This window comes from Bradyrhizobium sp. 25ACV (assembly GCF_054863005.1).
Genome location: NZ_JAVAYO010000031.1, coordinates 1 through 25,033, shown reverse-complemented (window position 1 = coordinate 25,033; position 25,033 = coordinate 1). Strand labels below are relative to the sequence as shown.

Sequence of the window (25,033 nt, the reverse complement as noted above, 5' to 3'; positions counted from 1 at the left end):
CTTCACCAACTGGTTGTCGACGGTGTCCAGGCTCTCGCTGGTCTCCGTCAAAAACTCCCGCAACAGATCATCCATGAAAACAGGCCTTCATACAGGGCGGGCACGCACGAATTGTGATGCGCCTATTCGGAATGGGGCCAGCTTCACCGCAAAGCGTTTAATATTGGTTGAGTATGTGCAAAAGAACGGAACCAACAAAGAGATAAGGCGCTCCGGACAAGCCGAAGCGCCTCGTAAAGATTTGATTAAGATGCCGAGCGCGCTGCGCGCGTTTACGAAGCGGTAATGATGATGGCTTCGCCTTCCGGCTTGAGCGTCACGGTGAGCCCGCAGGCCTGCGCCAGCAGCCGCGTATAATAAGGCTGGATCGCATGCGCGTCCGCGGCAGGGCCGCGCTCGCCGCTCAAGAGCTCGGAGATGTTCTGCGGCAGGCGCGCATTATGTCCGGTCGCGGTGATGCGAAAGCTCATCGTTTCGCCCTCGCCGATCGGGTCGATCGTCAGCATGCCGCCGCGCGGGATCGTGTGCTGCGACACGACCAGCATGTTGAGCAGCAGCTTGACGCGATTCTTCGGCAGCAGGAGCCGCGGCAGATTCCAGGTGATCGAGCACTTGCCATCCTCGATGTGGCCGCGCGCCATGGTCTGGGCATCGCCGAGATCGATCTGCGCGCCGGAGGAACCGGCGGCGCCGAAGGCGAGGCGGCAGAACTGGAGCCGGGCGGAGGCGGTCTTGGCGCTCTTACGAATCAGGTCGAGCGCGAATTCGCGGTCTTCCGGCTTGGGATCGTCGTCGAGCACTTCGAGCCCGTTGACGATGGCGCCGACGGGGCTGATGAGATCGTGGCAGACCCGCGAGCACAGAAGCGCTGCGAGTTCGAGCATATCGGGAGCAGTGGCAGTCGCGGGCGACGAGGCGTCAGACATATAAAGGGGTCCTGGAGGGTTCCTGAAATTGCACGGCGCTGGACGCCGCGAATCACGCATGCTTGACGGATGCTTCGGGTTCTAACATTCGCCGGCCCGTGGCAGCTAGCTTGCGATAGGTTCGAAGCGGCCATAAAGCGCTGCAGGCGAATCAACTGAGAGGGGCGAGACTTGCTGACGAATGAGGCACACAGGTGAGGATCATCGACGCCGAGGCCGCATCCCGGTTGATGGAGCCGCTCACCGCGCTGGTGGTGAAGGCGGGCGAAGCGATCCTCGGCGTCAACCGCGCGGCGATGCGGATCGACGGCAAGCAGGACGGCTCGCCGGTAACCGAGGCGGATCTTGCCGCCGACCATATCATCGCGGACGGCCTGGCCCAGCTGGCGGGCGACGTTCCGACCCTCTCGGAAGAGCGGACCGAGCTGGCCTCGCCATCGTTTGATGGCAGCTTCTTCCTGATCGACCCACTCGACGGCACCAAGGAGTTCGTCGCCGGCCGCGACGAGTTCACCGTCAACCTCGCTTTGGTGACATCAGGCGTGCCGCTGCTGGGCATCGTCAGTGCGCCTGCGCTCGGCCTGCTCTGGCGCGGCATCGTCGGCCGCGGCGCCGAGCGCGTGGGCTTTGACGGCGCTACCATCGGCGTGGCCGAGCCGATCCACACCCGCAGGCTGCCTGCGCAAGGCGAGCCCTGGATCGCAGCGGTGAGCCGCTCGCATGGCGATCCCAGGAGCGAAGCGTTCATCGATAACAGGCCCAACGCCGTCAGGCGGACGGTCGGCTCGGCGGTGAAATTCGGCCGGATCGCGGAAGGCAGCGCCGACATCTACCCCCGCTTCGGGCCCACTTGTGAATGGGACGTCGGGGCCGGCTCCGCGGTCGTGACCGCGGCCGGCGGCAAGGTGACCGACGGCAAGGGCGGCGAGCTCCGCTTCGGCGAGCGGCACGCCAGCGGCTTCATCATTCCGGAGTTCATCGCCTGGGGCGACCCGCAGGCGGCAAGGCTCTGAAGGCTGCTACTGACCGAGCTTGTCCTGAAGGGCGGGCCAGCGCTTGCCCACCTCATAGAGGAACCGCTCGGGATTGGCGGCGAAGGCGTCGCGGTTGGCTTCCCGGCTGAACAGATAGAGCCGCTGCGCCACGATCGCGAAGAAACGGGGATTGCCGGCGACGGTCACCCCGCGGGCGATGTCGGCGGGGTCGTAGCCGCCGAATTGCGGGCCATAGATTTCGGGATGGGCCAGGAAGGAGGCGCGGTTACCCTCGTTGCGGAAGCGCCAGACCGCGCCCCATAGGTTCGCCTCGAACTCCGCCGTGCCCCGCATGGCCGCCCCCGCGACGAAATAGGCGACAGGGTCGAACCCTTCGATGGCGACGCCGGTGAAGCGGTTGACCACGACCCGCTCGGTGGTGGCGGCCCCGGCCGGCGTGACCGGGCCGGTGAGCCATATGCCCGGCAGCAGCCAAACGAGGAGGCCGATCAAGGCAATTCCGGGGCGCAAAGGGCTATCTTCCTGCCGTTGTGCCGTCATAGTTGCTGCGGATAACATCCGAGTCGAGGGGACATCCGGCGCAACCTAGAGCCTCGCCTGTTGGCGTCAGGTTAAGGAAGCGACCGGTTTCGGTACCAGGGGTTCTTTTATGACTTTCGCATCACGCCTTGCTGCGCTCGCGCTTGCCGCGATGGTCGGCTGGATCGTGCCGGCCTCCGCCCAGCAGGCGCCGCCGCCCAATCTGCCGCCGCCGCAGCGGACCCCGACGCCCAGCACCTACGGGCCGGACGAGCTCGTCGGCGCCGGGCACCGTTTCTTCGGCAACGTCTCGCGCGGGCTCGCCTCGATCATCGAGAAGGCGATCAGCCAATGGGGCCTGCCCAACGGCTATATCCTGGGTGAGGAAGGTTCCGGCGCGTTCGTCGCCGGCCTGCGCTATGGCGAAGGCACGCTCTACACCAAGAATGCCGGGGACTTGCGCGTCTACTGGCAGGGCCCCTCGCTCGGTTTCGACTGGGGCGGCGACGGCGCGCGCACCATGACGCTGGTCTATAACCTGCCCGCCACCAACGCGATCTACCAACGCTTCGCCGGCCTCGACGGCTCGGCCTACATCATCGGCGGCTTCGGCATGACGGCCCTCACCGCCAACAACATCGTGCTGGTGCCGATCCGCTCCGGGCTCGGCCTCAGGCTAGGCGCCAATATCGGCTATCTCAAATACACGCCGCGTGCGACCTGGAACCCATTCTAGGGTTTTCCTCTCCCATCGAGCTTACGGATCAAGGTTAACGACATGCCGGGGCTGGCTTTTTGCCGGGCCGCCATGGCATGGTCGTTGGTGAATTTTTCCTTAAGCTTGGGAGTTCTGCCCCATGGTCGAACCGATCATGTACCTGGCGATCGGTTTCCTGCTGTCGATGCTGTGCGGGCTCGCGATCGTGCCGCTGGTGCATAACCGCGCCGTGCGCCTGACCACGCGCCGGTTGGAGGCCGCAACGCCGCTGTCGATGGCCGAGATCCAGGCCGACAAGGACCAGCTCCGCGCCGAATTCGCCATGTCGGCGCGACGGCTCGAGATGAGCGTCGATCAACTCAAGAACAAGACCACGAGCCAGCTCGCCGAGCTCGGCAAGAAGAGCGACGCCATCAACCGCATGAAGATCGAGCTTGGCGAGAAGAACGCCACGATCTTCGCGCTGGAGGCGCGCGAGAAGGCGGTGAAGGAGCAGCTCCGCGCCACCGAAGAGGAATTCAACGCCAAGACCGAAGCCTTGCGCGCCGCCGAGAACGCACTGACCGACAAGCAGGGCGAGCTCGCCAAGATCAACTCCGAACTGTCCGACCGCTCGATGATGGCAGAGAGCCGCCAGGTCGAGCTGGTCGCGGTGCGCGCCCAGATCGAGGAGCTGAAGAACCGCGTCGGCGATGCCGAGAAGGAATTTGCCGCCACGCAAGCACGCCTCGCTCAGGAGCGCACCGAATCCGAGACCGCCTCGCGCGAGCTCGGCAATGCCCGCGGCCGGGTCGAGAATTTGAGCCAGCGCGTCACCGAGCTCGATCGCCAGCTGATCGGACAGGTGAAGGAAGCCGAGATGCTGTCGGGCCGCGTCGCCGACCTCGAAGGACGGCTCGCCACGCAGGGTAAGCTGCTCGCCGAGCGCGACTATGAGAACAACCAGCTCCGCCAGGCCAATGAAGGTGCCGAACGCACCGTCAAGGAGCTGCGGGTCGAGATCGCCGCCTTGAGCGGCGGCAAGTCCTCGGCCGCCGTGGAAGCGCTGCGCGCGGAAAAGACCGCGCTGGAGGAGCAGCTGCGCACCGCCCGCGACGAGCGCGCCAAACTCCAGCGCGACATCAACGCGATCCAGCAGCAGGCGGAAAGCTCCTGGGCGACCGAGCGCATGGAGAACGCGCTGCTCCGCGAGCGCATCAACGACATCGCCGCCGAAGTCGCAAAACTCGCGATGCAGCTCGAAGGCCCGAACTCGCCGATCGAGGCGCTGCTGGCGGCCGAGGCCGGCCAGCCGCCGAAGCCGGCGCCGCGCCCGGCCAACGACGCCGCGACCAATGGCGCGCCGAGCCTGCCCGAAGGCGGCGGAACGCTGGCCGAGCGCATCCGGGCGCTGCAGGCCCACGCCTCCCGCGCCCGCCAGCAGGGCGCATAAGCGGCCCGAAATCCCGCCTTCCTTGCGGATTACGCGACCAGGCCAAGGTTTTCCGCCCCCCGCGGCGCCTGGAAACTTGACACCTTAAGCCCGCACTTCTAAATCGCGGGCTCCGATGCGCCGGCCGGCCGAACAGGTCCGGCCGTCTGCATGATGGTCCCGGGCGCATAGCTCAGCGGGAGAGCGTTCCCTTCACACGGGAGAGGTCCAAGGTTCGATCCCTTGTGCGCCCACCATTTAGCCCCTTTAATCAGTAAGTTAGAGATCTTGTTCCCTTGAAGTGTGCCCCGAAAAAGTAGGGGCACAGCGGGGGCACAATGTGCCTTGGACAAAAATCGCTCAGTCTGTATTCCGGATATCTTCTATTGAGGGCCAAATCGCCGCGCTTCGAGACGAGATCGAAAAGCTCGCCGAAGCGGTAAGCCATTCCCAGGCTGCACTTGCATCCGCTCGCGAAATTGAGCGGTCAGACGCGTGAGCGTAGAGATCATCGATAAGAGGCTGGCCCAAATCAGCCCGTACTCAACGAGCTGCATCAGCGGCTGCGCCCGCATGCCGACTGGAAAACCATCGACTACAGCATCCGCGGGGACGTTCGCCGGTTCCTGAGCCTAAGAGTTGGAGAAGGGCTTAATCCGCAATTCGTTTTCAGCAGTGGACAGCGCCAAGCCGCAGGTCCGGCATTCCTACTTATCTGTGCATCTTGCTCGCGCGTGGACGCCTTGGCACTCGCTTCTCCTCGATGATCCCGTTCCCCGCGCGGGTATTGCCGTTCAGCTTCACGCCGTAGCGCGCGGCGACGTCGTCCGCGAACGGGTCGACCGCCAGCCTGTCGGGAAGCCCCTGCGGCCCCACGATCTCCGGCACCAATTCGCGGTGACCAGGCTCAGGCTTTGGCACCAACAGCGCGCAGATGTTCAAGCGCTGCTGCCTTTACACGCCCTACTTCATCATCGCTTCGACCTCGGCACGAAAGGCCTGGCGCGAGGCGTCGCGTGAATAAAACATGTGGCCGCCCGGATAGACCGCGAGTTTGACCCGCGGCGCCGACGCAAAGGGCGGCAACTGATCGAGCGCCAGCTTCGAGCCGAAATAGGGCGTAACAATATCGAACAGTCCGTGCCCGACCATCACGTTCAGCTTCGCGTCCGTGGCAAGGATCTCGCGCAGCTCTGAAAGCGACTCCGGTAGGCTCTGGTGGCCGAAATCCCAGGCCCGTGTGACCGCGCGGTTGAGCAGTTCATACGAGCCGTCCGGCCGCCAGTTGAGCTTGCGCGTCAGGACATCGACGGCGGCACTGCTCAACGGCGCCGCTAGCGCATCGCCCGAGGGATCGCCGAAGCGGTAGCTATCCAAGTCCGGATAGGGATCGAGGCCGCGCACCGAGGCGTCATAACCGCCGGTCACCTTGCCGCTCTTGCGGTCGAACTCGCGGCGGAATTCGCCGCGGTCAAGGCGCCCGGCGAGCCGTCGGCTTACGGCTTGGTCAATGCCGGTCAAAGCGGCGACCTTGTCGGCGAGACGGTTGGTGGCCTCCTTGTCTGCTTCGCCCTTGATGAGGTCGGCCAAAAATTCGCCACGCGCGTAAGCTTCGACATCGGCGAGATCGGCGCGTTTGACCGCCCCCCTGCCCTCGCCCTTGGCTTCGCGGGCCACCGCGACATAGCTTGGCAGCGTTGCGACAAATCCCAGAAGGCTCGTGCTTGTGAACTCTCGGTAGTCGAACAGCGGCGAGAGCAGGATCAGACCCTTCACGCCGACGCCCTGCTCCATCTGCAGATTGCGCACAACCTTCGGTCCGCGAATGCCGCCATAGCTTTCGCCCGCGACATATTTCGGCGAGGAGAGCCGCTCGTGCTTCTCGAGCCAGCGGCGGATCACAAGCGCGATTGAACTGGCGTCACCATCGACCGAATAGAACCGCCTGGGCACATTTTCGCCCGTCGCCACGAAACGGCTATAGCCGGTACCGACGGGATCGATGAACACGAGGTCGGTGAAATCGAGCCACGTCTCGGCGTTGGGCCTGACCTCGGGCGAGGCCGACGCTGTGACGGTTTCCGCATCGATCGGCAGCCGCCATGGCCCGGCATTGCCGAACTGCAGCCAAGCAGAGGATGACCCGGGGCCGCCGTTGAAGAGGAACGTCACCGGACGCGTGGCGCGATCTGTGCCGTCGAGCTGATAGGAGGTGTAGGCGATGTCGGCCTGCGGCTCGCCCTTGTGGTCGAACACGTGGATCGAGCCCGCAGTCGCGATGAAACGAAGCGTCCGCCCGGGCAGCTCCAGCGTCTGCTTGATGGTCGAATCTGGCGGCAGGCGATGCTGCTCGGCCCCCGATGGGGAAGTCGGCGCGCTGGCGCTGCGCGCGCCGGGCTCGCCCTTCTGGCCGACCGGCGTCGGGGCGTCGGGACGCGGCGGCGGATCGTCGGCGCGGGCGCTCCCCATCACGGTGCACGCAAGTAGGGCCAGCGCGAGAGGAATGTGGCGCAGCGCGGTTAAATCGAACAGCATAGAGTTTTCTCCCCGGTCCGGCCGCACCTTTCTGTCAGCGGCCGATGGTTTAAGGTTGCGGGACAGGCCGGATTGTCGTGGTTCTGCCTTATGTTGCACTAGGCGCATCTGCCTAACGGCTCTCTTCAGTTAGCTAAGAGTCGGGAACAACAAACCTACTAAGTCTAGTAGTGGCCTCTATTCCTGAGGGCACAGGCCGCCTACGCAATGGCACAAAGCCTACCCCATTCGGCGTCCGGCATTTCAACGAGTTCGCGCGCCGTCACCGGGCCAATCTCGCCGTCAAACACACCGGCTTCGAGTATCCGTCGCAGTCTTTCGCTACAGGTCAAAATGTGGCCCCACTTGATTGCACCTCACGGCAGCTTGGCTGAAGCCGAGGCGACGTCATTCGAGGACGACCTTGAAGGAGGGATACGGCCGTCGGAAAGCGGCAAGCACACGATCGCGCGCCCGGTCCATCTCGCGAGCTGCTGCGTCGGTGACACGCAACACCCGATTCTTGCGATTGACGGAAGCGGCAATCCCACGCTTGGCCGCTTAGGTAGACCGCAGTCGATGCTCTGAAGTCAGAAGCGAAGGCCTTGGTGGGCTTGTTGCCTGCGAGCGAAGAATGACGATCGAAGCGCCCGCCTCATCTGCCCCCAAGCGAGGCGGGATTCTAATCCCGGAAACCGAAGACCGCGAGTGAGGGTCGCTCTCGGAAAGCAGGTGTCTGGGTGCGTGATCCAGTCAACCTCACTCGATGTGACGTTCTGAGCCCATCGCGAAGCCTTGCCCCGCGGTCCGGGCGCGGTCACTCTCCAGGCTCTGCATCGACCAATTCGACGACAGCGGAGCCGCCAGACAATGGCAGCGGCCGGGCGAGCGATCATCTTGCCGAAACAGGCAATCCCCGTGGCCTGCCCCCGTGCGCATTCTGTCAGAATACAAGCGCACTTCATGTCTGAAATCCGTCTCCTACCGTCTTCGAAGACCACATTGCGCCAAGAAACACGCGAGCGTGCCCTTCTATAGTGCTGGCCCAAATCCTGCACCGGCTCCCCGCGCCAGGAAGTTGGGGCAGCAACAAGGTGGGAGTCGCGGTTTGGGCATCGATCTATCAATCGACGAAGCAATTGCCGCAACAGAGGTCGACTGTCTGCACCCCGCTGGGAGAACCGAAGACGCCCTTGCTTGCCATCGGTCATGCCGCCGGAAACCTGTTTTCAGAAGACGGCCGGCGTATCTTCACTTGCACGCGGCAATCCTTCGGTGGCGGGCGATGTCCGTGGGACTCGGAGACAGACAACCATGTCCACGTCGATCTAGGCATTGGTCGGACGGTCTCGCACGCTACGGCCGAGGTAGCGGAACAGCTTGTTGGCGCACCGCTATAAGCATTGATCCACAATGCCGCCATCCCGCCGCCGGACCGTGCCCCGCAGACGTCTTTGACGGCGTCAGTCGAAAGCCGGATGAGGCTGTTCCGGCTCAATCTGCTCGGCCTGATCCTGCTCCCGCAAGACCTCTTTCTCGAGCTGAAGGCGGCCTTGGTATCGATCACCAACGTGACTTGATCGGCGCCTGCCGCGCACCCGTTTTCCAGCACCGCCAATGCCTCCCGCGTGAAGGCTGACGGTCGCTTTCTCACTCTGAAGCGAGGGGTCAATACATGATCAATGAACTGGATCTGCGTACCTTCACGCCACATCCGCAACGCGACGCCGTGCTCGGCGAGGTGCATGCGCGCCCTTTCACGCGCCTTGCTTCGCCATTCAGCGTGATCCACTTGGCTTTTCTTGCGCAGGGCGAGGCAGCCGCAAGCGATCGCTGCCGTTTTATCGATTTCTGCGTGGACCGCAATCTTCCGCCGCCTGGGCAATCGGCGAAACATCATCAGATTGTCATCGGGCCCGCTACGCTACGCTGGGAGCAGCATTCGGAATTTACAACATTCACCTGGTTCTGGCCTAGCGCAAATGGTCCTGCCGCTCACCAATTCGACAAAACTGATAATGCTGTCCGATCGCTGATCCGCGCATTGCGGCAGACCGGACAATTACTGGTCGCGATCAGGTTAGAAGTGGAGCAGGAAGCCTCGCCGATCAAGCGCGCCGAACAGATTTTTGATAAGAATAGCTTGGCCATGGTTGCCACAAAGAGCGGTGCAGGCGTTGCCGCCTCCGACTTCCGCGTCGACGAAAAAGGCTTCACGAAAATCCTCGTCTGCGACCTCGGGTTGACGTCGCACGATCTCGGAGCGCTGGTGCAACGGCTCCTGGAAATCGAGACCTACCGTCCTTTGGCGCTGCTTGGCCTGTCGGCGGCCCTTGAGCTTGCACCGTCTGTTGATCGCATCGATCGCCGTCTTGTCGAGGCGCTCGAAAAAATGCAAAGCGGTGCGGGGCTAAAATTCAACAACCATCTGCTTGCGGAGCTGACGGCGTTGGCCGCGTCGTTCGAAAGAGGCGCGACCGGCAGCCTGTTTCGCTTCGGCGCCAGCAGGGCTTACAACGAGCTGGTCCAATCGCGACTGTCAATCATTGAAGGCAACGATGTGGCGGGCTATCCGACCTGGTCGTCGTTTCTGGCGCGCCGCATGGCGCCTGCGATGCGCACCTGCGCGACCGTGGAGGATCGTCAGGCCACCCTATCGGTCAAGCTTGCGCGTGCCGCCGATCTGTTGCGAACCCGTGTCGACGTCGAAATTGAACGACAGCATCGTGACCTCTTGCACGCTATCAACGAGCGCGCGAGGCAGCAACTTCGGATGCAGTGCACGGTCGAAGGATTGTCGGTCGGGGCGATCGGATATTACGTGGTCAGCCTGTTTAGCTATCTGGCCAAGGGCGCGCACGATGTCGGACTGCGTGTAGAGCCCTCGTTCCTAACCGCAGCCTTCGTGCCGATCGCGGTCGGCGTGATCTGGGTGGTGAGTTACAACATCCGAAAGCGACACCTCAAGCACGACGACGCGCCCTCGGTGGCTTCCGACTAAAGCTCCTTGAGGAAATCAGTGCGTCCGCCCTACGAAGCTCGCATAGTCGTGGCGCGACGCTGCCGCAAAAGCCCCAACTGGTTAGCCCGCAATTTGTGCTTTGGTTGATCGGGATAGGGGGACGTCTCGCGATGCCGCCTTCATACACCACATGGCATACACGAGTCCGTACCGCGGCGGTTCGACTGAGTTAAGCTAGCCCAGAAACCACTATTCGGAAGAGACTGCGAGCGTCAACATCGCGGTGCGTAGGATGCCCCCGCCGCTCACGACGAGAGCGGGCATGTTTCGGTGGCGCATTGCCGGAAAGGCACGCTCCTTGAATTGAATCAAGAGCGACACGCAACTGGGCGTGACGCCGACGAGCCACTGCGCCCCAATCGTTGTTGCTTCGGTCCGATGCGACTGAGGAGACTACATCGCGTAGCGTACTCGCACGAAGGGCCTCCGATCAAGACGTCCAACGACTCTCAACTTGGATGGCCGGATCCGTCGATATGAGCAATGCTCGGAGGGATACCTCGATCACCCTTGACGATCATACATCAGTGCAATTTTCCTCCCTGTCGCTGGAACGCGTAGATAGGATTCATACCGCAATAGGCGTAAGTACCGGATGCAGTGGCCATGCACTGGTCATAAGTGGAGAACTGGCAATTGCCCGGATATCCCCAGGTACGTCCTTGCAGGCAATAAACGTCCTGCCGATCCGGGGGTATGTACGAGCGACCTCGCGGACTGGCGGTCAAAGGCGATTCAAAGCCGACGAGAATGGCAAGTGCGAGCAGACCGATAAACAGAAGGATGCGCATGAGACCTCTAGCCTCCGTTTAGTCTTGCTGAAGGATATAGGATTCTCATTTGATGATTTGATCTTAGTCAATCGCAAATAGCTGTCGCAGCTCCCTCCGGCGATCGCCTCGAATGCTCGAGCGGGACGTTGCCCCGAGCTTGGAGCAGAACTCCTGCTGTTTGTAGAAAGAAAGGCATTTTTCCTGCGTTGTGGGGTAGATATACGATGAAAACTCGCAAGCGTGACGTTCAATCGAGCCTGAGAGCTTTCGCGCTCTGGGATCGAGCCATGCGGCGAGCTTACCAGGGTCCGAAATGCGCCGAAAAATTCCTCAGGCTTGAGAGCCCGTATTGCGTGAGGTGCACGACTCAAGGGCGGCGGGGTTCCTGAACGTTTAAGAGCTCTTCTAGCGCTTCTCGATCGGCTTGATCCGGCGCAGCAAGGAATCGGCATATTCCTCGCGTTCGCGCATGAAGCGCTCTTGATGCGCTTGGAAAGTCTCGACCCGCTTCCTGATCTCATCACGTTCGCTACCGCCATAGTCCGGCACGCTGGGGGTACCCTGCTCGGCGACTTTTTTCGGCTGAGGCCGCTCATCCACCTTCAGCGATCTGGCGAACGCCGTGGTTTCAGCGACAAGCGCATCGAGCTCGCTCTTCCAATCATGCATTGACGCCCCCCCACGCAATACGGCCCGCTAGATGAGCCAGTTCATCACAAGCCAGACTGCGACCATGACGCAGACGCCAATCGCCAGATAGGGCACCCCAACCAGCATCTGCTTCTCCTTGAAAAGCCCACCGACAATAATTATTGCCGGTGGCCCTCCGGGTTCAAAATGCTCATTGTGAAACAATGCAGTCCACCCCCGGCAACAATCCTAGACTAAACAAGCGTCGTTTCCTAGGTTTGCCGTTCAGGACGCCTAACGCAAGCCGATCGTGTTCCACCGAGAACGGGGCGCGGCGTCCCGGAGAGCTTTCCTCCTCTCATGTGCCAGGCTCGCAACAGTCTTGTCTCGACACGATCAGCCGCATCACAACGCCGCAAGATGCGTGGGTCGAGATCAAAGGCCGGTGACGCGATACTTCGTGAACTGGATTTCTGTGTGATTGTACAGGCGCATGGAAGACAATTAGATCATTTGGGTGGTGAGGCATCCCGGATCGCACGGGACGGCAAAATCGAGTGGTGGATCGACGAAGGGGCGCATTTTTGCTTCGATGATGTAAAGGTGAAGAAGGTATTCGAATCGATCTGCGAAGACTTCGCTGTTTCGTAGAGAGATGTCATACTCACGTCCGCAGTTCAGATGATTGCGATAGGGCTTCGCGTCGCGACGTTATCTGCACGCTCATGCCGTCACCGGCGCTTTCCATCGCATGAAGCGCCGCTCCAGCGCCTCGACGACAGCATTGCACGCGAGCCCGATGACCGTGATGGCGAGAATGCCGAAATACATCTGCGGGATCAGGAAGCTGTACTGGCTGTTGATGATGAGATAGCCAAGACCAGCCTTGGCGCCGACCATCTCGGACGCGACCAGCACGAGCATGGCGGATGCGCTCGCAAGGCGAATACCGACAAAGATGGTAGGAAGCGAAGCTGGAAGAATCACCTTGCGGAACAGTTGCTGCGGCGTCGCGCCCATGGTCCGCGCCGATTTGATCAGGAGCGGATCGACTTGCTTCACCGCGGCGATGGTGTTCAGCAGGAGTGGCCAGGCGCAGCTGTAGATCACCATCGTGATCTTCGACATCTCGCCGATCCCGAGCAGCAGGATGAACACCGGCAGCAGCGCGAGCGGCGCGGTGTTGCGGCAGATCTCGATGAACTGGTTCAGGAGATTGCCGAGCCGGGCTGACCTGCCGACTGCCAGGCCAAGGGGCACGATCAGTGCGACCGATATCAGAAACCCGCTCAACGCGCGCAGCAAGCTGGCGGAGGCATCATCATAGAGCTCGCCGGTTTGCGCGAGCTGCCAGCCGGCGGCAATCACTTCCGAGAACGGCGGCAGGAATACCGCATCGATCAGGCCGAGCCTGGGCGCCGCCTCCCATAGCAACAACAAGGCAATCAGTAACAGGGAGCGGTGTCCAAGGACAGTCAACTGGCGGATCGCGGCACGGGCCCCACTCACCGCCGGCGAGGGGGGAGGTTGCACGCCAGTGAGCGCCTCTCGGCGTCCGTGCGCGAGCTCCAGCAGTGTCAGCGTTTCCAGACTAGACATGGGCGATCTCCTTCACCTCGTGGTCCACATGTCGCGCACCGACATCTGCGTTCAACTGGCCCTGCTGGGCCTTCTGCACCTCGTCGCACAGCAAGCTCCAGACCTCATGGCGTACATGGCCGAACTCCGGCAGCGAGCGCACATCGCCTGCCTCGTCGCGTAGTACCTCGGGGATGTCGACGAGTTGCTTGATCCGGCCCGGACGGGACGTCATGACCGCCACCCGCTGGCCGAGCACGACGGCTTCGTCGATGCCATGGGTGATGAAGACGATGGTCTTGCCGGTGGCGCGCCAGATCCGCAGTAATTCACCCTGGAGCGTCTCGCGAGTCTGAGCGTCCAGCGCCGCGAACGGTTCATCCATCAGCAGCACCTCCGGATCGTAGGCGAGGCTTCGGGCGATCGCGACGCGCTGCTTCATGCCGCCGGACAGCTCGTGCGGATACCGATTGGCAAAGCCCGACAAGCCGACCAGGTCGAGGAAATGCCGCGCGATCTCAAGCCGCTGCCTGGCCTTGAATCCGGCGATCTCGAGCCCGAATTCGACGTTCTCCGCGGCGGTCCGCCAAGGAAACAGGGCGTACTGCTGAAATACGATTCCGCGGTCGCGTCCGGGTCCGGCGATGGGGCGCCCGTCGAGCAGGATGCGGCCGCTGGTCGGCGTCGTCAGTCCGCCCAGCAAATCGAGCAAGGTCGATTTCCCGCAGCCGCTTGGGCCGACCAAGACCAGGAACTCGCCGGTGCGAACGTCGAGCGTGATGTCGTCAAGGGCCGTGAAGCGGCCTGCAGGGCGGCCGCCCTCACCTCGCGTGATGAATTCCTTGCGGACCTGCTCGAAGCTGATCTTGACCGGGGTCATTGCACCTCCGCCGTCTTTCCCGGACGGAAATAGTTGAACGCGTTGGTGTAGGTGTCGGGGGGCTTGATCTGACCGGGCTTGAACAGGCCATCCTTCTCGAGCCAGTCGATCCACACCTGGATTTCGCGGTCCGAGATCACGCCGCCCTTGGATGCGACGCCGCTGCTCTTCCAATACTTGATCGAAGAGGCATCCTCGTTGCGCTTGCGCTCGGCGATGATCCGGTCGAACCGGGCCCGCACCTCTTCGGCGGGCGTCGTCTGCGCCCAGTCAATCGCGCGCGAAATGCCCTCGACCAGCCTGCGGGCGGCATCAGGATTATCCTTGATGAACTTGTCCCGCAGTACATAGGAGCCACCGGTGAACTGGCCGAACAGATCTGTGTCGTTGAACAGTGAGTGAATACCACCCCTCTCCAGTGCCTTGTCGCGCAGCACGCCGCCGAGCGCGCTCACTTCGACTTGCCCCTGGCGCAGCGCCTGCTCGCCGGTCACCGGCGGGACCGCCACCAGCGTCACCTGCTTGGCTTCACTCGCGCCGAGACCATTCCTGGCCAGATATTCTCGAAGCACGAACTCCAGATGCGCGCCCAGCGTATTGACCGCGACCTTCTTGCCGAGCAAGTCGCGTGCGGCCTTGATCGGACTGTCGTCCTTCACATAATAGCCATTATAGGTGTTCGCGTCGGAGCCATAATACCCGACCACGGCCTTGATCGGCGCCTTTGCGGCGATGAGCTTGAGGATCGCGCCGTAGAATGCGCCGCCGATATCGATATCGCCGGTCACGACGGTCTGGATGTCCTGCGGGCCGCTGATGGTATTGCCGACCCATTTGAGCTTGAGCGGCGCGAGATAGCCGAGATCGTCGGCAAGCTCGATGAAGGTCACCTGCCCGGCCCAGCCTTGATAGCGGATTTCGGTCTTTTCGAGCGGCGGCTCGGCAGCGGCCGGAGCCGCGAGGCCCAGCATGAAGGCGCCAGCGAGCGCCAATCGCGCGGCGCGATGCCGTGCGCCAACAAATCGAAATAGCGAATTCATTCTGATATTTCCTGTCAGTGAAGCGGGATCAAGCGGCCTTGGCCGTCTGCGGTTTCGACGCCTTGATGCGCGTCACACTGCGGCGACCGTCGACACTGAGCGGCACCTCGCCGTCGATGGTGGCGCGCCGGACCACGCGGTGCTGGTCGCCATAGTCGTTGACGGCGTAATGCTGGGTTGCGCGGTTGTCCCAGATCGCAACGTCACCGGCCTGCCAATTCCAGCGCACGGTGTTCTCCGGCGCAGTGATGTGGGACTGGAACAGCTCGAACAGCTTCTGGCCATCATATTTCGGCAGGCCGACGAAGCGCTGCACGAAATTACCCAGCACGAGCGTGCGCTCGCCGGTTTCGGGGTGGACCCGTACCACCGGATGCTCGGTTTCATAGATCGTTCCGGTGAATACCTCGTCGAAGTGCTTTCTATCCGCCTCGCTCGCGCGCGTCTTCACGGCGTAGTCATAGGCGTTGCTGTGGATCGCCCAGAGCTCATCCGCGAGCTTGCGCAGCGGCGCCGGCAGGTCGAGATAGGCCGCCGCCGTGTTCGACCAAACGGTGTCACCGCCGTACGGCGGGATCACCACGCCCCGCAGAACCGAAATCTTCGGATAGGCGTCGACGAAAGTGACATCCGTGTGCCACTGGTCGGCACGGCCGCCGCCCCGCCCCGAGTCAAGCTCCAGAATCGACGACGTCCCCTTGGTCGCACCGACCGTCGGATGGGGCACGAGTTTTCCGAGTCTGACGGCAAAGCGCTCCTGCTCGGCATCGTCGAGATGCCCCTGGTCCCTGAAGAAAATGAGCTTGTGCTCGAGCAGCACCTGGTTGATGGCGCGAACGACGTCGTCAGGTAGGTCGCCCGACAGCTTGACGTTCCTGATCTCGGCGCCGAGCCGTGCCGCGCGTTTCACGATGTCGGCGCGCGGGATGACGTTGTCGATGGTGGTGGCCGTGATGCTCATGATCGTAGTCTTTCCTGTGATGTTCTGGACAAAGCTCCGCCATGCGCCGGTCGTACGAGCAGCGGCGAAGAATGATGATGACGAATGATGATGAAGTCTTGGATGTGGTCCTAGGGGATCACGTCGGCGGCTGGATGGCTCGCGGCACACGGATCCCGGCGGTACAGCTCTCCGCCATCGCGCCAGCGCAGCACCGCACACGCAGAACCGAGATCAGCCGGGCTGCTTCGCGAACGACGGGTGGATCGGATTGCCGCATGGTGAACGACCTCGCTTGGACGGTGCAGATCGTAAATGCGATCGCGATCCAGTCAATGAAACGAAACCAGCTTTGTTTTGCGCGGCGAGCAATGATCGCTTCGCACGCCAAGCGGACACGGAAATATTTACGATAGTGATGGTCGGTTGCGCCGAGTCACCGGCGTGACAGCGAGTCAAATCAGCCACGAAACAGCTCGAAGTGCTGCGTTTGTTCGTGACGACGAACGCACTCGTCTCCGATCGCCGAGGACCTCACGCGCTTCATGCTCGCTTCGCCCGCAACAACGCAAATTCATTTCATCGACAGCTTTGCGGTCATCGACATAGATTCGAGTGAAACCTAAAGCGCGACGCCGATATCCGACAGCAACCAACGAGCAATGCTATGAGCAAACGGCAACTTTCACTCAACTTCTTCATCTATCCTGACGGTCACCACGAGGCGGCCTGGCGTCACAAGGCCTCAACGACGGACCGCATCCTTGATGTCACCTACTATCAGGAGCTGGCGCAGCGCGCGGAAGCCCACAAATTTGACGCGGTGTTCTTCGCCGACGGTCCGGCGCTGGCCGACAACGTCCGTTACGCGCAGCGGTTCCGGCTCGAGCCGATCACCCTGCTCACGGCGATCGCATCGGCCACGAAGCATATCGGCCTGATCGCGACCGCGTCGACGACTTACACCGAGCCCTACAATCTTGCGCGGCTGTTCGCCTCGTTGGATCACCTCAGCAGCGGTCGCGCCGGCTGGAACATCGTGACCACGAGTTCGCCGCAGGCGGCCCAGAACTTCGGCCTGCCCGCGCATCCGCCGCATCACGAGCGCTATGAGCGGGCGCGGGAATATCTCGACGTCATCACACGGCTGTGGGACAGCTGGGAAGACGACGCGCTGGTCAACGACCCTGTCTCCGGCATTTTCGCCGACACCAGCAAGATCCACGCAATCGACCACATTGGAAAGCATTTTCGCGTACGCGGCCCGCTCAACGTCTCACGGCCGCCCCAAGGGCGGCCAGTCTATGTCCAGGCCGGATCGTCCGAGGATGGGCGAGCCTTTGCCGCGCGCTTTGCGGAAGCGATCTTCACCGCGCACCAGACATTGGCGAGCGCCCAGGAGTTTTATGCCGACATCAAGCGTCAGGCGCGCGCCTTCGACCGCAGTCCCGATCAGATCAAGATCCTGCCCGGAATCAGTCCGTTCATCGCTAGCAGTCAGGTTGAGGCTGACCGCCTGCAAGAGGAGTTCAACGCGCTAATCCAGCCAGAATTCTCGCTGACCCAGCTTCGCCAGATGACCGGTCTTGACCTCACCGGATTCGACCTCGATGGTCCCTTTCCACGGCATCTGATCGACGCCAGCGGCGCGCAGGGCGTCGCCAGCCGTTTCAAGCTCGTGGTCGACATCGTCGATCGCGAGAAGCCGACGATACGTCAGCTCGTGCAGCGCCTCGCCGGCGCGCGTGGCCACTGGGTGATTGCCGGTCCGCCGGAGAAGATTGCCGATAGTATCCAGGCCTGGTTCGAAAACGGCGCCGCCGACGGTTTCAACGTTATGCCGCCCTTCCTGCCCGGCGGCTTCGATCTGTTCGCCGAGCAGGTCGTACCGATCCTGCGCAAGCGCGGCTTGTTCCGCCACGACTTCACCGGCTCGACGCTGCGCGAGCATTACGGGCTCGAGCGGCCGGCGAGTATGTATGCGGGGAAGATTCAGGCGATCGCCTGACCGTTTGAAACCGAAAATGGAGCAGTCGATTTCGGCGCGATACTCGGACACACTCGAGTGAATACTTGGGACGCGCGTAGTCGTTAAGCGCGTCCCCTAGCCGCAACACAATGCGACCCAGGCGCCCCGGTGTATCGGCGCGGGGGCTCTAGCGCCGATCGGTGCGCTAAGCGCTTGATCCGCTTGACGACCATCGGGTCGGAGTACGACAAGCTTGAGAAAGCCTTCATCGTTGTCGAAGGTGTCGTGGCCGTTAGCGACCCTTCCAAACCGGTTTTCGCTTTTCCGCGAAAGCCTGCGGACCTTCGACTGCATCCGCGGAGGCAAGCATCGCCTTCATTGCCGGATAATCCCATTCTTCCGACAACCCTTCCGAAACGGGTCGGGATAGCCCCCGAAGAACCGCTTCCTTTGTGGCACGCACCGACATGGGGCTGCATGCAAGGATCTCGTCGGCCCAACGCCTAGCGGCGCCCATGAGGTCGCCGCTCACCACCTCGTTGACGAGACCGAGCAAGAGCGCCTCTTCGGCGTTGACCCGCCGCCCCGTCAGCATCATGCCCATCGCTCGCTTGAGCCCGATCTCGCGGGGCAACCGTTGGATTCCTCCCGCGAGCGCCGCCAGGCCGACGAGCGGCTCAGGTAAAGCAAACACGGCGTTTTCAGACGCCACGACAATGTCGCATGCAAGCGCGATCTCGAAACCGCCGCCCATTGCTACTCCGTTGACCGCGGCGATCACCGGCTTTGCGAGATCAAAGCGCTTCGTTATACCCCCGAAACCCTTTGGCGGAGTTGTGAGTCCACCGCCAGCAGCCTGCTGCTTTAGATCGTGGCCTGAGCAGAAGGCTTTCTGCCCGGCTCCCGTGATGATCGCGACCCACTGTTGCTCATCCGTGGCGAACTCGTCGAAAATCTCTTCAAGTTCGCAATGGCAAGCCGAGTTCAAGGCGTTGTGTGCTTCAGGCCTGTCGATGGTAACGATTGTGCAGTGTCCGTCGCGGGAAACTTTGACATATTCGTAAGTCATCAGCGTTCAGCCTTTTGAAGTTGAGCAAGACGGATAGTCGGCGATTGCCCCGGCGGCCCATCCAAACTCAAAAGTTTCGACAGTTCCGCGATGCGCGCACATTCCGAACGCCATCTCCATCAAAATCCGATGAAGGTTGTAAATTCCGACAGGTCTGCGCGATCAGCACGCAAACTGTTGATCGGATGTGCGGGATCCATGTACCCCAGGGCCATGCCGCAAAAAAGCATCAGATGGGAAGGCAATCCGATGAACTCCGCCACTGTCTTGTGCCAGAGCGCCCAGGCTTCCTGCGGGCAGGTACTCAATCCCTTCTCCACCGCAAGCAGCATGACCGACTGCATGTACATGCCGAGGTCAGCCCATTGCCCAGGCTCCATCTGGCGATCGATGGCAAAGAACAGGCCGACAGGCGCGCCGAAAAAGCTGAAGTTCTTTGCAAGCTGCTTGAGGCGTGCCGCCTTGTGCTCGCGCGGAATTGCGATCGTGCGGTAGAGATCCTCGCCGTTTTTGAAGCGCCGAGTTTTATACGGCTCCTTCAGGTCGGGCGGATAGATATTGTATTCCGGCTGCTCTCCCATCGGATTATCCTTGATCCGCTCGGCCATCAGCGCCTTGAAGCGCGACAGTTCTTGGCCACCGAGCACCCACACGTGCCACGGCTGTAGATTTCCGCCAGACGGCGAACGGCCGGCAGAAAGCAGGATCTCCTTAACGATCTCTCCGGGGACGGGAAAGTCCAAGAACGCCCGGACCGAGGTCCGCGAATTGAGCGCGTCCGACACGTTCATGTGAATGTCTCCAAATACCTTAAACGAGGAATGTCGTCAGCCGATCCGGACGACCATCTTTCCGAGTGCCGAGCGCGTCGTCATCGCTTTGAACGCTTCGTGGAAGTCCTCGAATGCGAAGACCTTCCCTACGACGGGAACGAGCGTCTTCTCGCTCAACCAGGTGAAGAGCTGCGCGATCACTCGATCCCGCACGTCGGGTTCGCGACGACCGATCTGCGCAAGGTCGACACCCAGCAGTGCCCCTCCCTTCAGAAGAGGCAGGTTGAAACGCAGTGCAGGAATCGTTCCAGACGCAAAGCCGACCACCAAGTGCCGCCCATTCCAGGCGATCGACCGGAATGCTTGGAGGCTCACGTCACCACCGACTGGATCATAGATCACGTCGGCGCCGTGACCACCGGTTAGTTCCTTAAGCGCATCGCGCCAATCTTCACGCGTGTAGTCCAGACCTGCATCCGCGCCACACTTCATCGCGAACTGCCTCTTCTCCTCGGTCGAAGCCGCCGCAATGACGCGGCCGCCGAGCAACTTTCCGATCTGAACAGCCGCTATTCCTACGCCGCCGGCGGCCCCCAAAACCAAGAGTATCTCGCCGCTCTGTAGCTTTCCCCGAGCGCTGAGTGCGTAGAGCGCCGTCAGGTAGTTAGCGAAGAACGAGGCGCCGACCTCGGGCTCAATGCCTTTTGGCGTCACGAAAAGGTCCGTGGCCGGCACGCAAATATATTCGGCAAGGCCGCCACTTCTGACCATGCCGATGACCGGCGTACCCGAAGCGAAGCCCTCAACATCTGCAGCCGCCTCGTCGACGATGCCCGCAAACTCCGAGCCGGGCGTAAACGGCAACGGGTCCTTGGTCTGGTACAGGCCCTGCACCTTCAAGCCATCGACGAAGCCGACGGCGGCGGCCTGAATCCCGACGCGGACCATTCCCGCCGACAATTCCGGCTTAGCGACCTCTTTGATGGTGATATTGTCGATATGGTCGTAGTTCTCAACCAAGACTGCTTTCATGACATCCTCTTGAGCGAGCCGACCCGTCGGCCACGAGTTCACGCGATGGAATTCAGCCAATTACGACGGCCTAAAGTGCCCTGGCGATCACTTCCTTCATCATTTCACTTGTCCCTCCGTAGATGCGCTGAACCCGTGCATCAGCATACATGCGTGCGATGAGGTACTCATTCATGAAGCCGTACCCGCCATGCAGCTGCAAACACTCGTCGATGACCTTGCCTTGCTGTTCTGAGGCCCAGAGTTTGGCCATCGAAGCCGTCGCTGCGTCGAGCGTGCCGTCAACCAGTGCTTCGACGCACTTATCGACAAAGCTGCGCGCAACCTTCGTGACAGTGGCCAATTCGGCGAGCCTATATTTTGTGTTCTGGAATTCAGCGATCGGTTTTCCGAACGCCTTGCGTTCGCGGACGAAGGCAAGCGTTGCCTCCAGCGCCCCCTCCATTGCCGCCACCGCCATCACACCAATAATGGTGCGCTCATAAGGCAGGTCGGACATCAATTGATAGAAGCCATGACCTTCCACTCCGCCGAGGAGATTTGACGCTGGCACGGCGACTTCGTCAAAGAACAATTCGGACGTATCTTGCGCCTTCAGTCCGAGCTTATCGAGCACGCGGCCGACCCTGAAGCCCGGAGCTTTTGCGGTCTCAACTAGAATGATCGACATTCCGCTCGCTCGCTCAGCCGGGCTGGTCTTCGCGACAACCAGCACCAATCCTGCAAGGAGGCCGTTAGATATGAACGTCTTGGAACCGTTGATCACGTAGGTGTCGCCGCGCCTCTCGGCGCGAGTTCGAATAGATTGAAGATCCGAGCCCGCCCCCGGCTCGGTCATTGCGATGGCGCCGACCAATTCTCCACTCGCCAAGCGCGGCAGATATTCGCGCTTTTGCGCCTCGGTCCCGTGGTTGAGCAGGTAGTGGGCCACAATCGTGTGCACAGACGGATTCATTCCCGTCAAACCGCGCCGTGACATTGCGTCGTAGAGGATCGCCTCATGGCGAAAATCGCCGCCGCCGCCGCCATACTCTGTCGGAATGTCCGAACACAGAAGCCCAAGTGCTCCAGCCTTTAGCCACAGTTCGTGCCCGACATTGCCCCGCTCACGAGCTTCTTCATCCAGCGGCACCATCTCCTTCTCGATGAAGCGTGACACAGTGTCGCGATACATTTCGAGGTCAGAATCGAGCCAAGAGGGTTGAAAGTTGATCATGCGCTTCACTCGTCGTTAAGACGAACGCAAAACTGCGTTCATTTGCCCCTTGCATCCGCAAAACAGAGCTGCCCCGTTCACTTGGATACCGATCCGATCGCCCCCTATCGGACGCGACCGCTTACGGGCTTCCGCGCACGCCCTTCAACAAAGCCCCTGACATCAGAACTGTTGTGCAAAGGGCATGCGCGGAATACTCCGAGACCGGATCAATCGTCCGTGTCGCCGTTGATCACGTCACCAAACAGCTCCCACTTCTCGCCGCTAAGGCGCATCAGACGCAATTGACTGATCGGCGCAAAGTCGGTCGGCGAGGTGTTCACGTAGATGCCCGGCAAGAGCGCCTCGGTCCGCCAATCCTTCAGGTTCGCAGCCTGCTTCATGACATTCTCGCGGGTGAGATCGTCCCCGCACTGCTTCAATGTCTGGGCCAGCGTCTCAGCAAGCGCGTAGCCGGTAATCAACAATATGTCCCGCTTGTTGCCTTCGGGATAGTATTTGGTGAGGAAGCTCTGAAACTCCTTCATGCCAGGGTCATTGTCCCACTGCGGATCCGACGGATCCTTCAGGTAAGTCGCGGAAACAACGCCTTGCGCATTCTCAAAGCCGGCGGGCTTGATGACGCTACCGATCGAAGAAGAAACGTTGCTGAGGATATGCAGCGGCTTCCAGTCGATTTCAGCGATCTTCTTGATTGCCTGAGCAGCAAATTTGGGGGAGCTGATGTTGACCAGCGTATCGGCACCCGACGCCTTGAGCTTGACGATATGAGTGTCGATCGTCGGCTCGGTTGTCTCGTAGCTCTCCTCGGCAATGATCCGTGCCCCGAGCTTGTCCTTGAGACCCTTCAGATAATCCTTTCCGAGGTCGTCATTCTGAAAGAAGACAGCGACTTTGGCGTTTGGCTTCTCCTTGAGAATGTACTTGGCGTAGGCGCGCGCCTCGCTCTGATAAGATGGTTGCCAACCCGTGGTCCAGGGAAAATTCTTGGGGTCGTTGAATTTCGTTGCGCCCGCGGCGACGAATAGCTGCGGGACCTTCTTCGAGTTCAGATATTTCTGGATTGCTGTGTTGTTGGCCGTGCCCAGCGGATCGAACATGAGCAGAACTTCGTCGCTTTCCACCAGCTTGCGTGCCTGTTCGACCGCTTTCGGCGGCGAGTACGCGTCGTCATAGCTGATGAAGTTGACCTTCCTGCCGTTGATGCCACCCTTGTCGTTGGTCATCTTGAAGTATGCGGCCTCCACCTGGCCGATGACGCCGTAAGCAGATCCTGGACCACTATACGGCATGAGATTTCCGACCTTGATCTCGGTGTCGGTGGCGCCGGTATCATACTTCTTCTGCGCCTGCGCGGCACCGGAGGCGAGCGTAATGACTGCTGTCACCAGGGCAGTCGTCTGTATAGTTCTGCCAAACATAAGAGGTCTCCTTGTTGCATTTCAGTTCTGTTTAGTTTTGGCGATCCAGCCTTGGCCCAGGATCGCGACCTGCCTTGCGCCATGCGGCACGAGGTAGATGACGGCGAACAGCAGCACGCCGAACACGGCGCCGGAGAGGCCCTTGGAGATGCCTTCCGCGATGTTCGGCACGAAGATGATGAAGGCGGCGCCGACGATCGAGCCGGGGAGCCAGCCGACGCCGCCGACGACCATGCCGAGGAACAGCTGGATCGCCAGCGTGATGGTGAAGCTGTCGGGCGCGACGAACTGCACCGCGATGGCGCTCAGGCCACCGGCGACGCCGGTGATGGCGGCGGAGACGCCGAAGGCGAGCGTCTTGTACAGCGCGACGTTGATGCCCATGGCCGAGGCCGCGATCTCGTTGTCGCGGATCGCCATGAAGGCGCGGCCCGAGCGGGAGCGCAGCAGGTTGACCGAGAAGATGTAGATCGCGAGCACGACGACGAGCGTGAAGTAATACAACCACATGTCCTGCGACATCGGCAGGCCGAACGGCGCATCGGGCTTGGTGACGACGAGGCCCTGCACGCCGCCGGTCCAGTGCTCGAGGAAGTTCAGCTTGAGCAGCTGCGGCATGGCGGTGGCGAGCGCGAAGGTCGCAAGCGCCAGGTAGACGCCGGAGAACCGCAGCGCCGGCTGGCCGAACAGGAAGCCCGCGCCGAAGCACAGCACGGCCGCAACCGGCAGACAGAGGAAGTAGGGGACGTTGAACTGCTCCATCATCACGGCGGTGACGTAGGCGCCGATGGCGTAGAACGCGCTCTGGCCGAGCGAGAACTGGCCGCTTCCGCCGGTCAGGATGTTCAGCGCCAGCACGGCCAGGCCCAGGTACAACAGCTGGGTCAGCTGGAAGATCACGAAGTTCTTCGCGAACAAGGGAATGGCAATGAGAAGCAACAGCACCACCACCGAGGTGCCGGTGCCCAGCGTCATGGCCCGCTTCGGAACGGCTTCGACCGCCGCGTGGCCTTCGACGACTTCTTCTGCAGCGCTCATGATCAAACTCGCTTGACGATGTGCCGACCGAACAGGCCGGCGGGTTTGACGACCAGGACGGAGATGATCAGCGCGAGCGCGATCGGAAGTTTCAGCTCGTTGCCGACGCCGGGGATGTAGGTGCCGGCGAGGTTCTCGAAGACACCGACCAGGAAGCCGCCGACCACGGCGCCGAACGGGCTGGTCAGTCCGCCGAGCACGGCCGCGGCAAAGCCGTAGATCAGCACGCCGCCCATCATGTTCGGCTCGAGGAACACGACCGGTGCGATCAGCATGCCGGCGATCGAGCCGATCGCGGTCGCCATGCCCCAGCCGAGCGCGATCATCCAGGAGGTGTTGATGCCGACGAGGCGGGCCGATTCAGGCACCGAGGCGGCAGCGCGCATGGCAAGACCGATCCGCGTGTACTGGAAGAAGAAATAGAGGCCGAGCAGCAGCAGTATGGTGACGCCGATCATGCCGGCCTGGTGGGTCGAGATCAGCTGGCTGCCGAGGAACGGCGCGGAGCCGAACGGGGTCGGATATTGCTTGATGGTGAAGTCCCAGATCAGGCCCGCCGAGGAGTTGAT

The 25,033-nt window shown here is 61.6% G+C and carries 24 protein-coding genes and 1 tRNA gene; 8 read left to right on the top strand and 17 right to left on the bottom strand.

Features of this window, described 5'->3' with window-relative positions; translation table 11 throughout:
- A partial coding sequence (locus tag RAD04_RS38295) for a hypothetical protein (protein ID WP_461621783.1) occupies nt 1-286 on the top strand: 286 nt, incomplete at its 5' end.
- Here RAD04_RS38295 and chpT read toward each other — a convergent pair.
- On the bottom strand, nt 273-926 hold the full coding sequence (chpT, locus tag RAD04_RS38290) for a histidine phosphotransferase ChpT (protein ID WP_026202749.1): 654 nt from the start codon (nt 924-926) through the stop codon (nt 273-275). The two genes, RAD04_RS38295 and chpT, sit on opposite strands and share 14 nt — an antisense overlap.
- 230 nt (nt 927-1,156) lie before the next feature.
- On the opposite strand from chpT, the gene RAD04_RS38285 reads away from it, so the two are divergent.
- On the top strand, nt 1,157-1,939 hold the full coding sequence (locus tag RAD04_RS38285; RefSeq protein ID WP_461627915.1) for a 3'(2'),5'-bisphosphate nucleotidase CysQ family protein: 783 nt from the start codon (nt 1,157-1,159) through the stop codon (nt 1,937-1,939).
- Nucleotides 1,940-1,945: 6 nt separating this feature from the next.
- Here RAD04_RS38285 and RAD04_RS38280 read toward each other — a convergent pair whose 3' ends face one another.
- Nucleotides 1,946-2,431: a YHS domain-containing (seleno)protein gene (locus tag RAD04_RS38280; protein WP_461627914.1), complete on the bottom strand. Its 486-nt coding sequence runs from the start codon at nt 2,429-2,431 to the stop codon at nt 1,946-1,948.
- A 139-nt stretch (nt 2,432-2,570) separates the two neighbouring features.
- Between RAD04_RS38280 and RAD04_RS38275 the strand changes: the two genes are divergently transcribed.
- From RAD04_RS38275 to RAD04_RS38265, 3 genes are all read left to right on the top strand, one after another.
- A complete protein-coding gene (locus tag RAD04_RS38275; protein ID WP_018322430.1) occupies nt 2,571-3,176 on the top strand; it encodes a DUF1134 domain-containing protein in 606 nt (201 codons plus the stop codon).
- Between the two features lie 121 nt (nt 3,177-3,297).
- On the top strand, nt 3,298-4,590 hold the full coding sequence (locus RAD04_RS38270) for a hypothetical protein (RefSeq protein WP_461627913.1): 1,293 nt from the start codon (nt 3,298-3,300) through the stop codon (nt 4,588-4,590).
- 161 nt (nt 4,591-4,751) lie between these two features.
- Nucleotides 4,752-4,826, top strand: a tRNA-Val gene (locus tag RAD04_RS38265).
- A gap of 454 nt (nt 4,827-5,280) precedes the next feature.
- On the opposite strand, the gene RAD04_RS38260 is transcribed toward RAD04_RS38265, so the two are convergent.
- Both RAD04_RS38260 and RAD04_RS38255 read right to left on the bottom strand, forming a co-directional pair.
- Nucleotides 5,281-5,511, bottom strand: coding sequence for a hypothetical protein (locus RAD04_RS38260; RefSeq protein WP_375849362.1), 231 nt, complete (start codon nt 5,509-5,511; stop codon nt 5,281-5,283).
- Between the two features lie 21 nt (nt 5,512-5,532).
- Nucleotides 5,533-7,104, bottom strand: coding sequence for a S10 family peptidase (locus RAD04_RS38255; RefSeq protein ID WP_461627912.1), 1,572 nt, complete (start codon nt 7,102-7,104; stop codon nt 5,533-5,535).
- A gap of 1,654 nt (nt 7,105-8,758) precedes the next feature.
- On the opposite strand from RAD04_RS38255, the gene RAD04_RS38250 reads away from it, so the two are divergent.
- Complete coding sequence (locus RAD04_RS38250; RefSeq protein ID WP_375849366.1) at nt 8,759-10,084, top strand: DUF3422 family protein; 1,326 nt, start codon at nt 8,759-8,761, stop codon at nt 10,082-10,084.
- Nucleotides 10,085-10,629: 545 nt separating this feature from the next.
- Here RAD04_RS38250 and RAD04_RS38245 read toward each other — a convergent pair.
- From RAD04_RS38245 to RAD04_RS38220, 6 genes are all read right to left on the bottom strand, one after another.
- Nucleotides 10,630-10,896, bottom strand: coding sequence for a DUF3551 domain-containing protein (locus tag RAD04_RS38245; protein ID WP_375849368.1), 267 nt, complete (start codon nt 10,894-10,896; stop codon nt 10,630-10,632).
- Between the two features lie 387 nt (nt 10,897-11,283).
- A complete protein-coding gene (locus RAD04_RS38240) occupies nt 11,284-11,547 on the bottom strand; it encodes a hypothetical protein (RefSeq protein WP_375849370.1) in 264 nt (87 codons plus the stop codon).
- 684 nt (nt 11,548-12,231) lie between these two features.
- Nucleotides 12,232-13,107 (bottom strand): ABC transporter permease, encoded by an 876-nt coding sequence (locus RAD04_RS38235; protein WP_461627911.1) that lies wholly within the window; start codon nt 13,105-13,107, stop codon nt 12,232-12,234.
- Nucleotides 13,100-13,966, bottom strand: a complete 867-nt coding sequence (locus tag RAD04_RS38230; protein WP_375849374.1) for an ABC transporter ATP-binding protein — start codon at nt 13,964-13,966, stop codon at nt 13,100-13,102. The genes RAD04_RS38235 and RAD04_RS38230 overlap by 8 nt, the downstream gene beginning before the upstream one ends.
- Complete coding sequence (locus RAD04_RS38225) at nt 13,963-15,006, bottom strand: ABC transporter substrate-binding protein (RefSeq protein WP_461627910.1); 1,044 nt, start codon at nt 15,004-15,006, stop codon at nt 13,963-13,965. Before RAD04_RS38225 ends, RAD04_RS38230 begins: the two co-directional genes overlap by 4 nt.
- A gap of 28 nt (nt 15,007-15,034) precedes the next feature.
- On the bottom strand, nt 15,035-15,967 hold the full coding sequence (locus RAD04_RS38220) for a TauD/TfdA dioxygenase family protein (protein ID WP_461627909.1): 933 nt from the start codon (nt 15,965-15,967) through the stop codon (nt 15,035-15,037).
- 71 nt (nt 15,968-16,038) lie between these two features.
- Here RAD04_RS38220 and RAD04_RS38215 point away from each other — a divergent pair, with 71 nt between their 5' ends.
- Nucleotides 16,039-16,362, top strand: a complete 324-nt coding sequence (locus tag RAD04_RS38215) for a hypothetical protein (protein WP_461627908.1) — start codon at nt 16,039-16,041, stop codon at nt 16,360-16,362.
- 251 nt (nt 16,363-16,613) lie between these two features.
- On the top strand, nt 16,614-17,954 hold the full coding sequence (locus RAD04_RS38210) for an LLM class flavin-dependent oxidoreductase (RefSeq protein WP_461627907.1): 1,341 nt from the start codon (nt 16,614-16,616) through the stop codon (nt 17,952-17,954).
- A gap of 253 nt (nt 17,955-18,207) precedes the next feature.
- Here RAD04_RS38210 and RAD04_RS38205 read toward each other — a convergent pair whose 3' ends face one another.
- The 7 genes from RAD04_RS38205 to RAD04_RS38175 form a co-directional block, all read right to left on the bottom strand.
- Nucleotides 18,208-18,984, bottom strand: coding sequence for an enoyl-CoA hydratase-related protein (locus RAD04_RS38205; protein ID WP_375849381.1), 777 nt, complete (start codon nt 18,982-18,984; stop codon nt 18,208-18,210).
- A gap of 119 nt (nt 18,985-19,103) precedes the next feature.
- Nucleotides 19,104-19,775 carry a nitroreductase gene (locus RAD04_RS38200; protein WP_461627906.1) on the bottom strand — a complete coding sequence of 224 codons (672 nt, stop codon included), beginning with the start codon at nt 19,773-19,775 and terminating at the stop codon, nt 19,104-19,106.
- 36 nt (nt 19,776-19,811) lie between these two features.
- Nucleotides 19,812-20,789, bottom strand: coding sequence for an NADPH:quinone oxidoreductase family protein (locus RAD04_RS38195; protein ID WP_461627905.1), 978 nt, complete (start codon nt 20,787-20,789; stop codon nt 19,812-19,814).
- Nucleotides 20,790-20,859: 70 nt separating this feature from the next.
- On the bottom strand, nt 20,860-22,005 hold the full coding sequence (locus RAD04_RS38190) for an acyl-CoA dehydrogenase family protein (RefSeq protein WP_270162942.1): 1,146 nt from the start codon (nt 22,003-22,005) through the stop codon (nt 20,860-20,862).
- Nucleotides 22,006-22,214: 209 nt separating this feature from the next.
- Complete coding sequence (locus RAD04_RS38185) at nt 22,215-23,426, bottom strand: ABC transporter substrate-binding protein (protein ID WP_461627904.1); 1,212 nt, start codon at nt 23,424-23,426, stop codon at nt 22,215-22,217.
- A gap of 21 nt (nt 23,427-23,447) precedes the next feature.
- Complete coding sequence (locus tag RAD04_RS38180) at nt 23,448-24,464, bottom strand: branched-chain amino acid ABC transporter permease (RefSeq protein ID WP_458184597.1); 1,017 nt, start codon at nt 24,462-24,464, stop codon at nt 23,448-23,450.
- A 2-nt stretch (nt 24,465-24,466) separates the two neighbouring features.
- Nucleotides 24,467-25,033 (bottom strand): branched-chain amino acid ABC transporter permease (locus RAD04_RS38175; protein WP_461625300.1); only part of this gene is annotated, 567 nt, incomplete at its 5' end.

Excerpts from the sequence above, each read along its gene's own strand:
- RAD04_RS38225 (WP_461627910.1), bottom strand. The coding sequence starts at position 15,006 with ATGAATTCGCTATTTCGATTTGTTGGCGCACGGCATCGCGCCGCGCGA.
- RAD04_RS38210 (WP_461627907.1), top strand. The coding sequence starts at position 16,614 with ATGAGCAAACGGCAACTTTCACTCAACTTCTTCATCTATCCTGACGGT.
- RAD04_RS38185 (WP_461627904.1), bottom strand. The coding sequence starts at position 23,426 with ATGTTTGGCAGAACTATACAGACGACTGCCCTGGTGACAGCAGTCATT.
- RAD04_RS38195 (WP_461627905.1), bottom strand. The coding sequence starts at position 20,789 with ATGAAAGCAGTCTTGGTTGAGAACTACGACCATATCGACAATATCACC.
- RAD04_RS38240 (WP_375849370.1), bottom strand. The coding sequence starts at position 11,547 with ATGCATGATTGGAAGAGCGAGCTCGATGCGCTTGTCGCTGAAACCACG.
- RAD04_RS38255 (WP_461627912.1), bottom strand. The coding sequence starts at position 7,104 with ATGCTGTTCGATTTAACCGCGCTGCGCCACATTCCTCTCGCGCTGGCC.
- RAD04_RS38275 (WP_018322430.1), top strand. The coding sequence starts at position 2,571 with ATGACTTTCGCATCACGCCTTGCTGCGCTCGCGCTTGCCGCGATGGTC.
- RAD04_RS38270 (WP_461627913.1), top strand. The coding sequence starts at position 3,298 with ATGGTCGAACCGATCATGTACCTGGCGATCGGTTTCCTGCTGTCGATG.
- RAD04_RS38220 (WP_461627909.1), bottom strand. The coding sequence starts at position 15,967 with ATGAGCATCACGGCCACCACCATCGACAACGTCATCCCGCGCGCCGAC.
- chpT (WP_026202749.1), bottom strand. The coding sequence starts at position 926 with ATGTCTGACGCCTCGTCGCCCGCGACTGCCACTGCTCCCGATATGCTC.
- RAD04_RS38285 (WP_461627915.1), top strand. The coding sequence starts at position 1,157 with ATGGAGCCGCTCACCGCGCTGGTGGTGAAGGCGGGCGAAGCGATCCTC.
- RAD04_RS38215 (WP_461627908.1), top strand. The coding sequence starts at position 16,039 with ATGATGATGACGAATGATGATGAAGTCTTGGATGTGGTCCTAGGGGAT.
- RAD04_RS38190 (WP_270162942.1), bottom strand. The coding sequence starts at position 22,005 with ATGATCAACTTTCAACCCTCTTGGCTCGATTCTGACCTCGAAATGTAT.
- RAD04_RS38250 (WP_375849366.1), top strand. The coding sequence starts at position 8,759 with ATGATCAATGAACTGGATCTGCGTACCTTCACGCCACATCCGCAACGC.
- RAD04_RS38245 (WP_375849368.1), bottom strand. The coding sequence starts at position 10,896 with ATGCGCATCCTTCTGTTTATCGGTCTGCTCGCACTTGCCATTCTCGTC.
- RAD04_RS38230 (WP_375849374.1), bottom strand. The coding sequence starts at position 13,966 with ATGACCCCGGTCAAGATCAGCTTCGAGCAGGTCCGCAAGGAATTCATC.
- RAD04_RS38200 (WP_461627906.1), bottom strand. The coding sequence starts at position 19,775 with ATGAACGTGTCGGACGCGCTCAATTCGCGGACCTCGGTCCGGGCGTTC.
- RAD04_RS38205 (WP_375849381.1), bottom strand. The coding sequence starts at position 18,984 with ATGACTTACGAATATGTCAAAGTTTCCCGCGACGGACACTGCACAATC.
- RAD04_RS38180 (WP_458184597.1), bottom strand. The coding sequence starts at position 24,464 with ATGAGCGCTGCAGAAGAAGTCGTCGAAGGCCACGCGGCGGTCGAAGCC.
- RAD04_RS38235 (WP_461627911.1), bottom strand. The coding sequence starts at position 13,107 with ATGTCTAGTCTGGAAACGCTGACACTGCTGGAGCTCGCGCACGGACGC.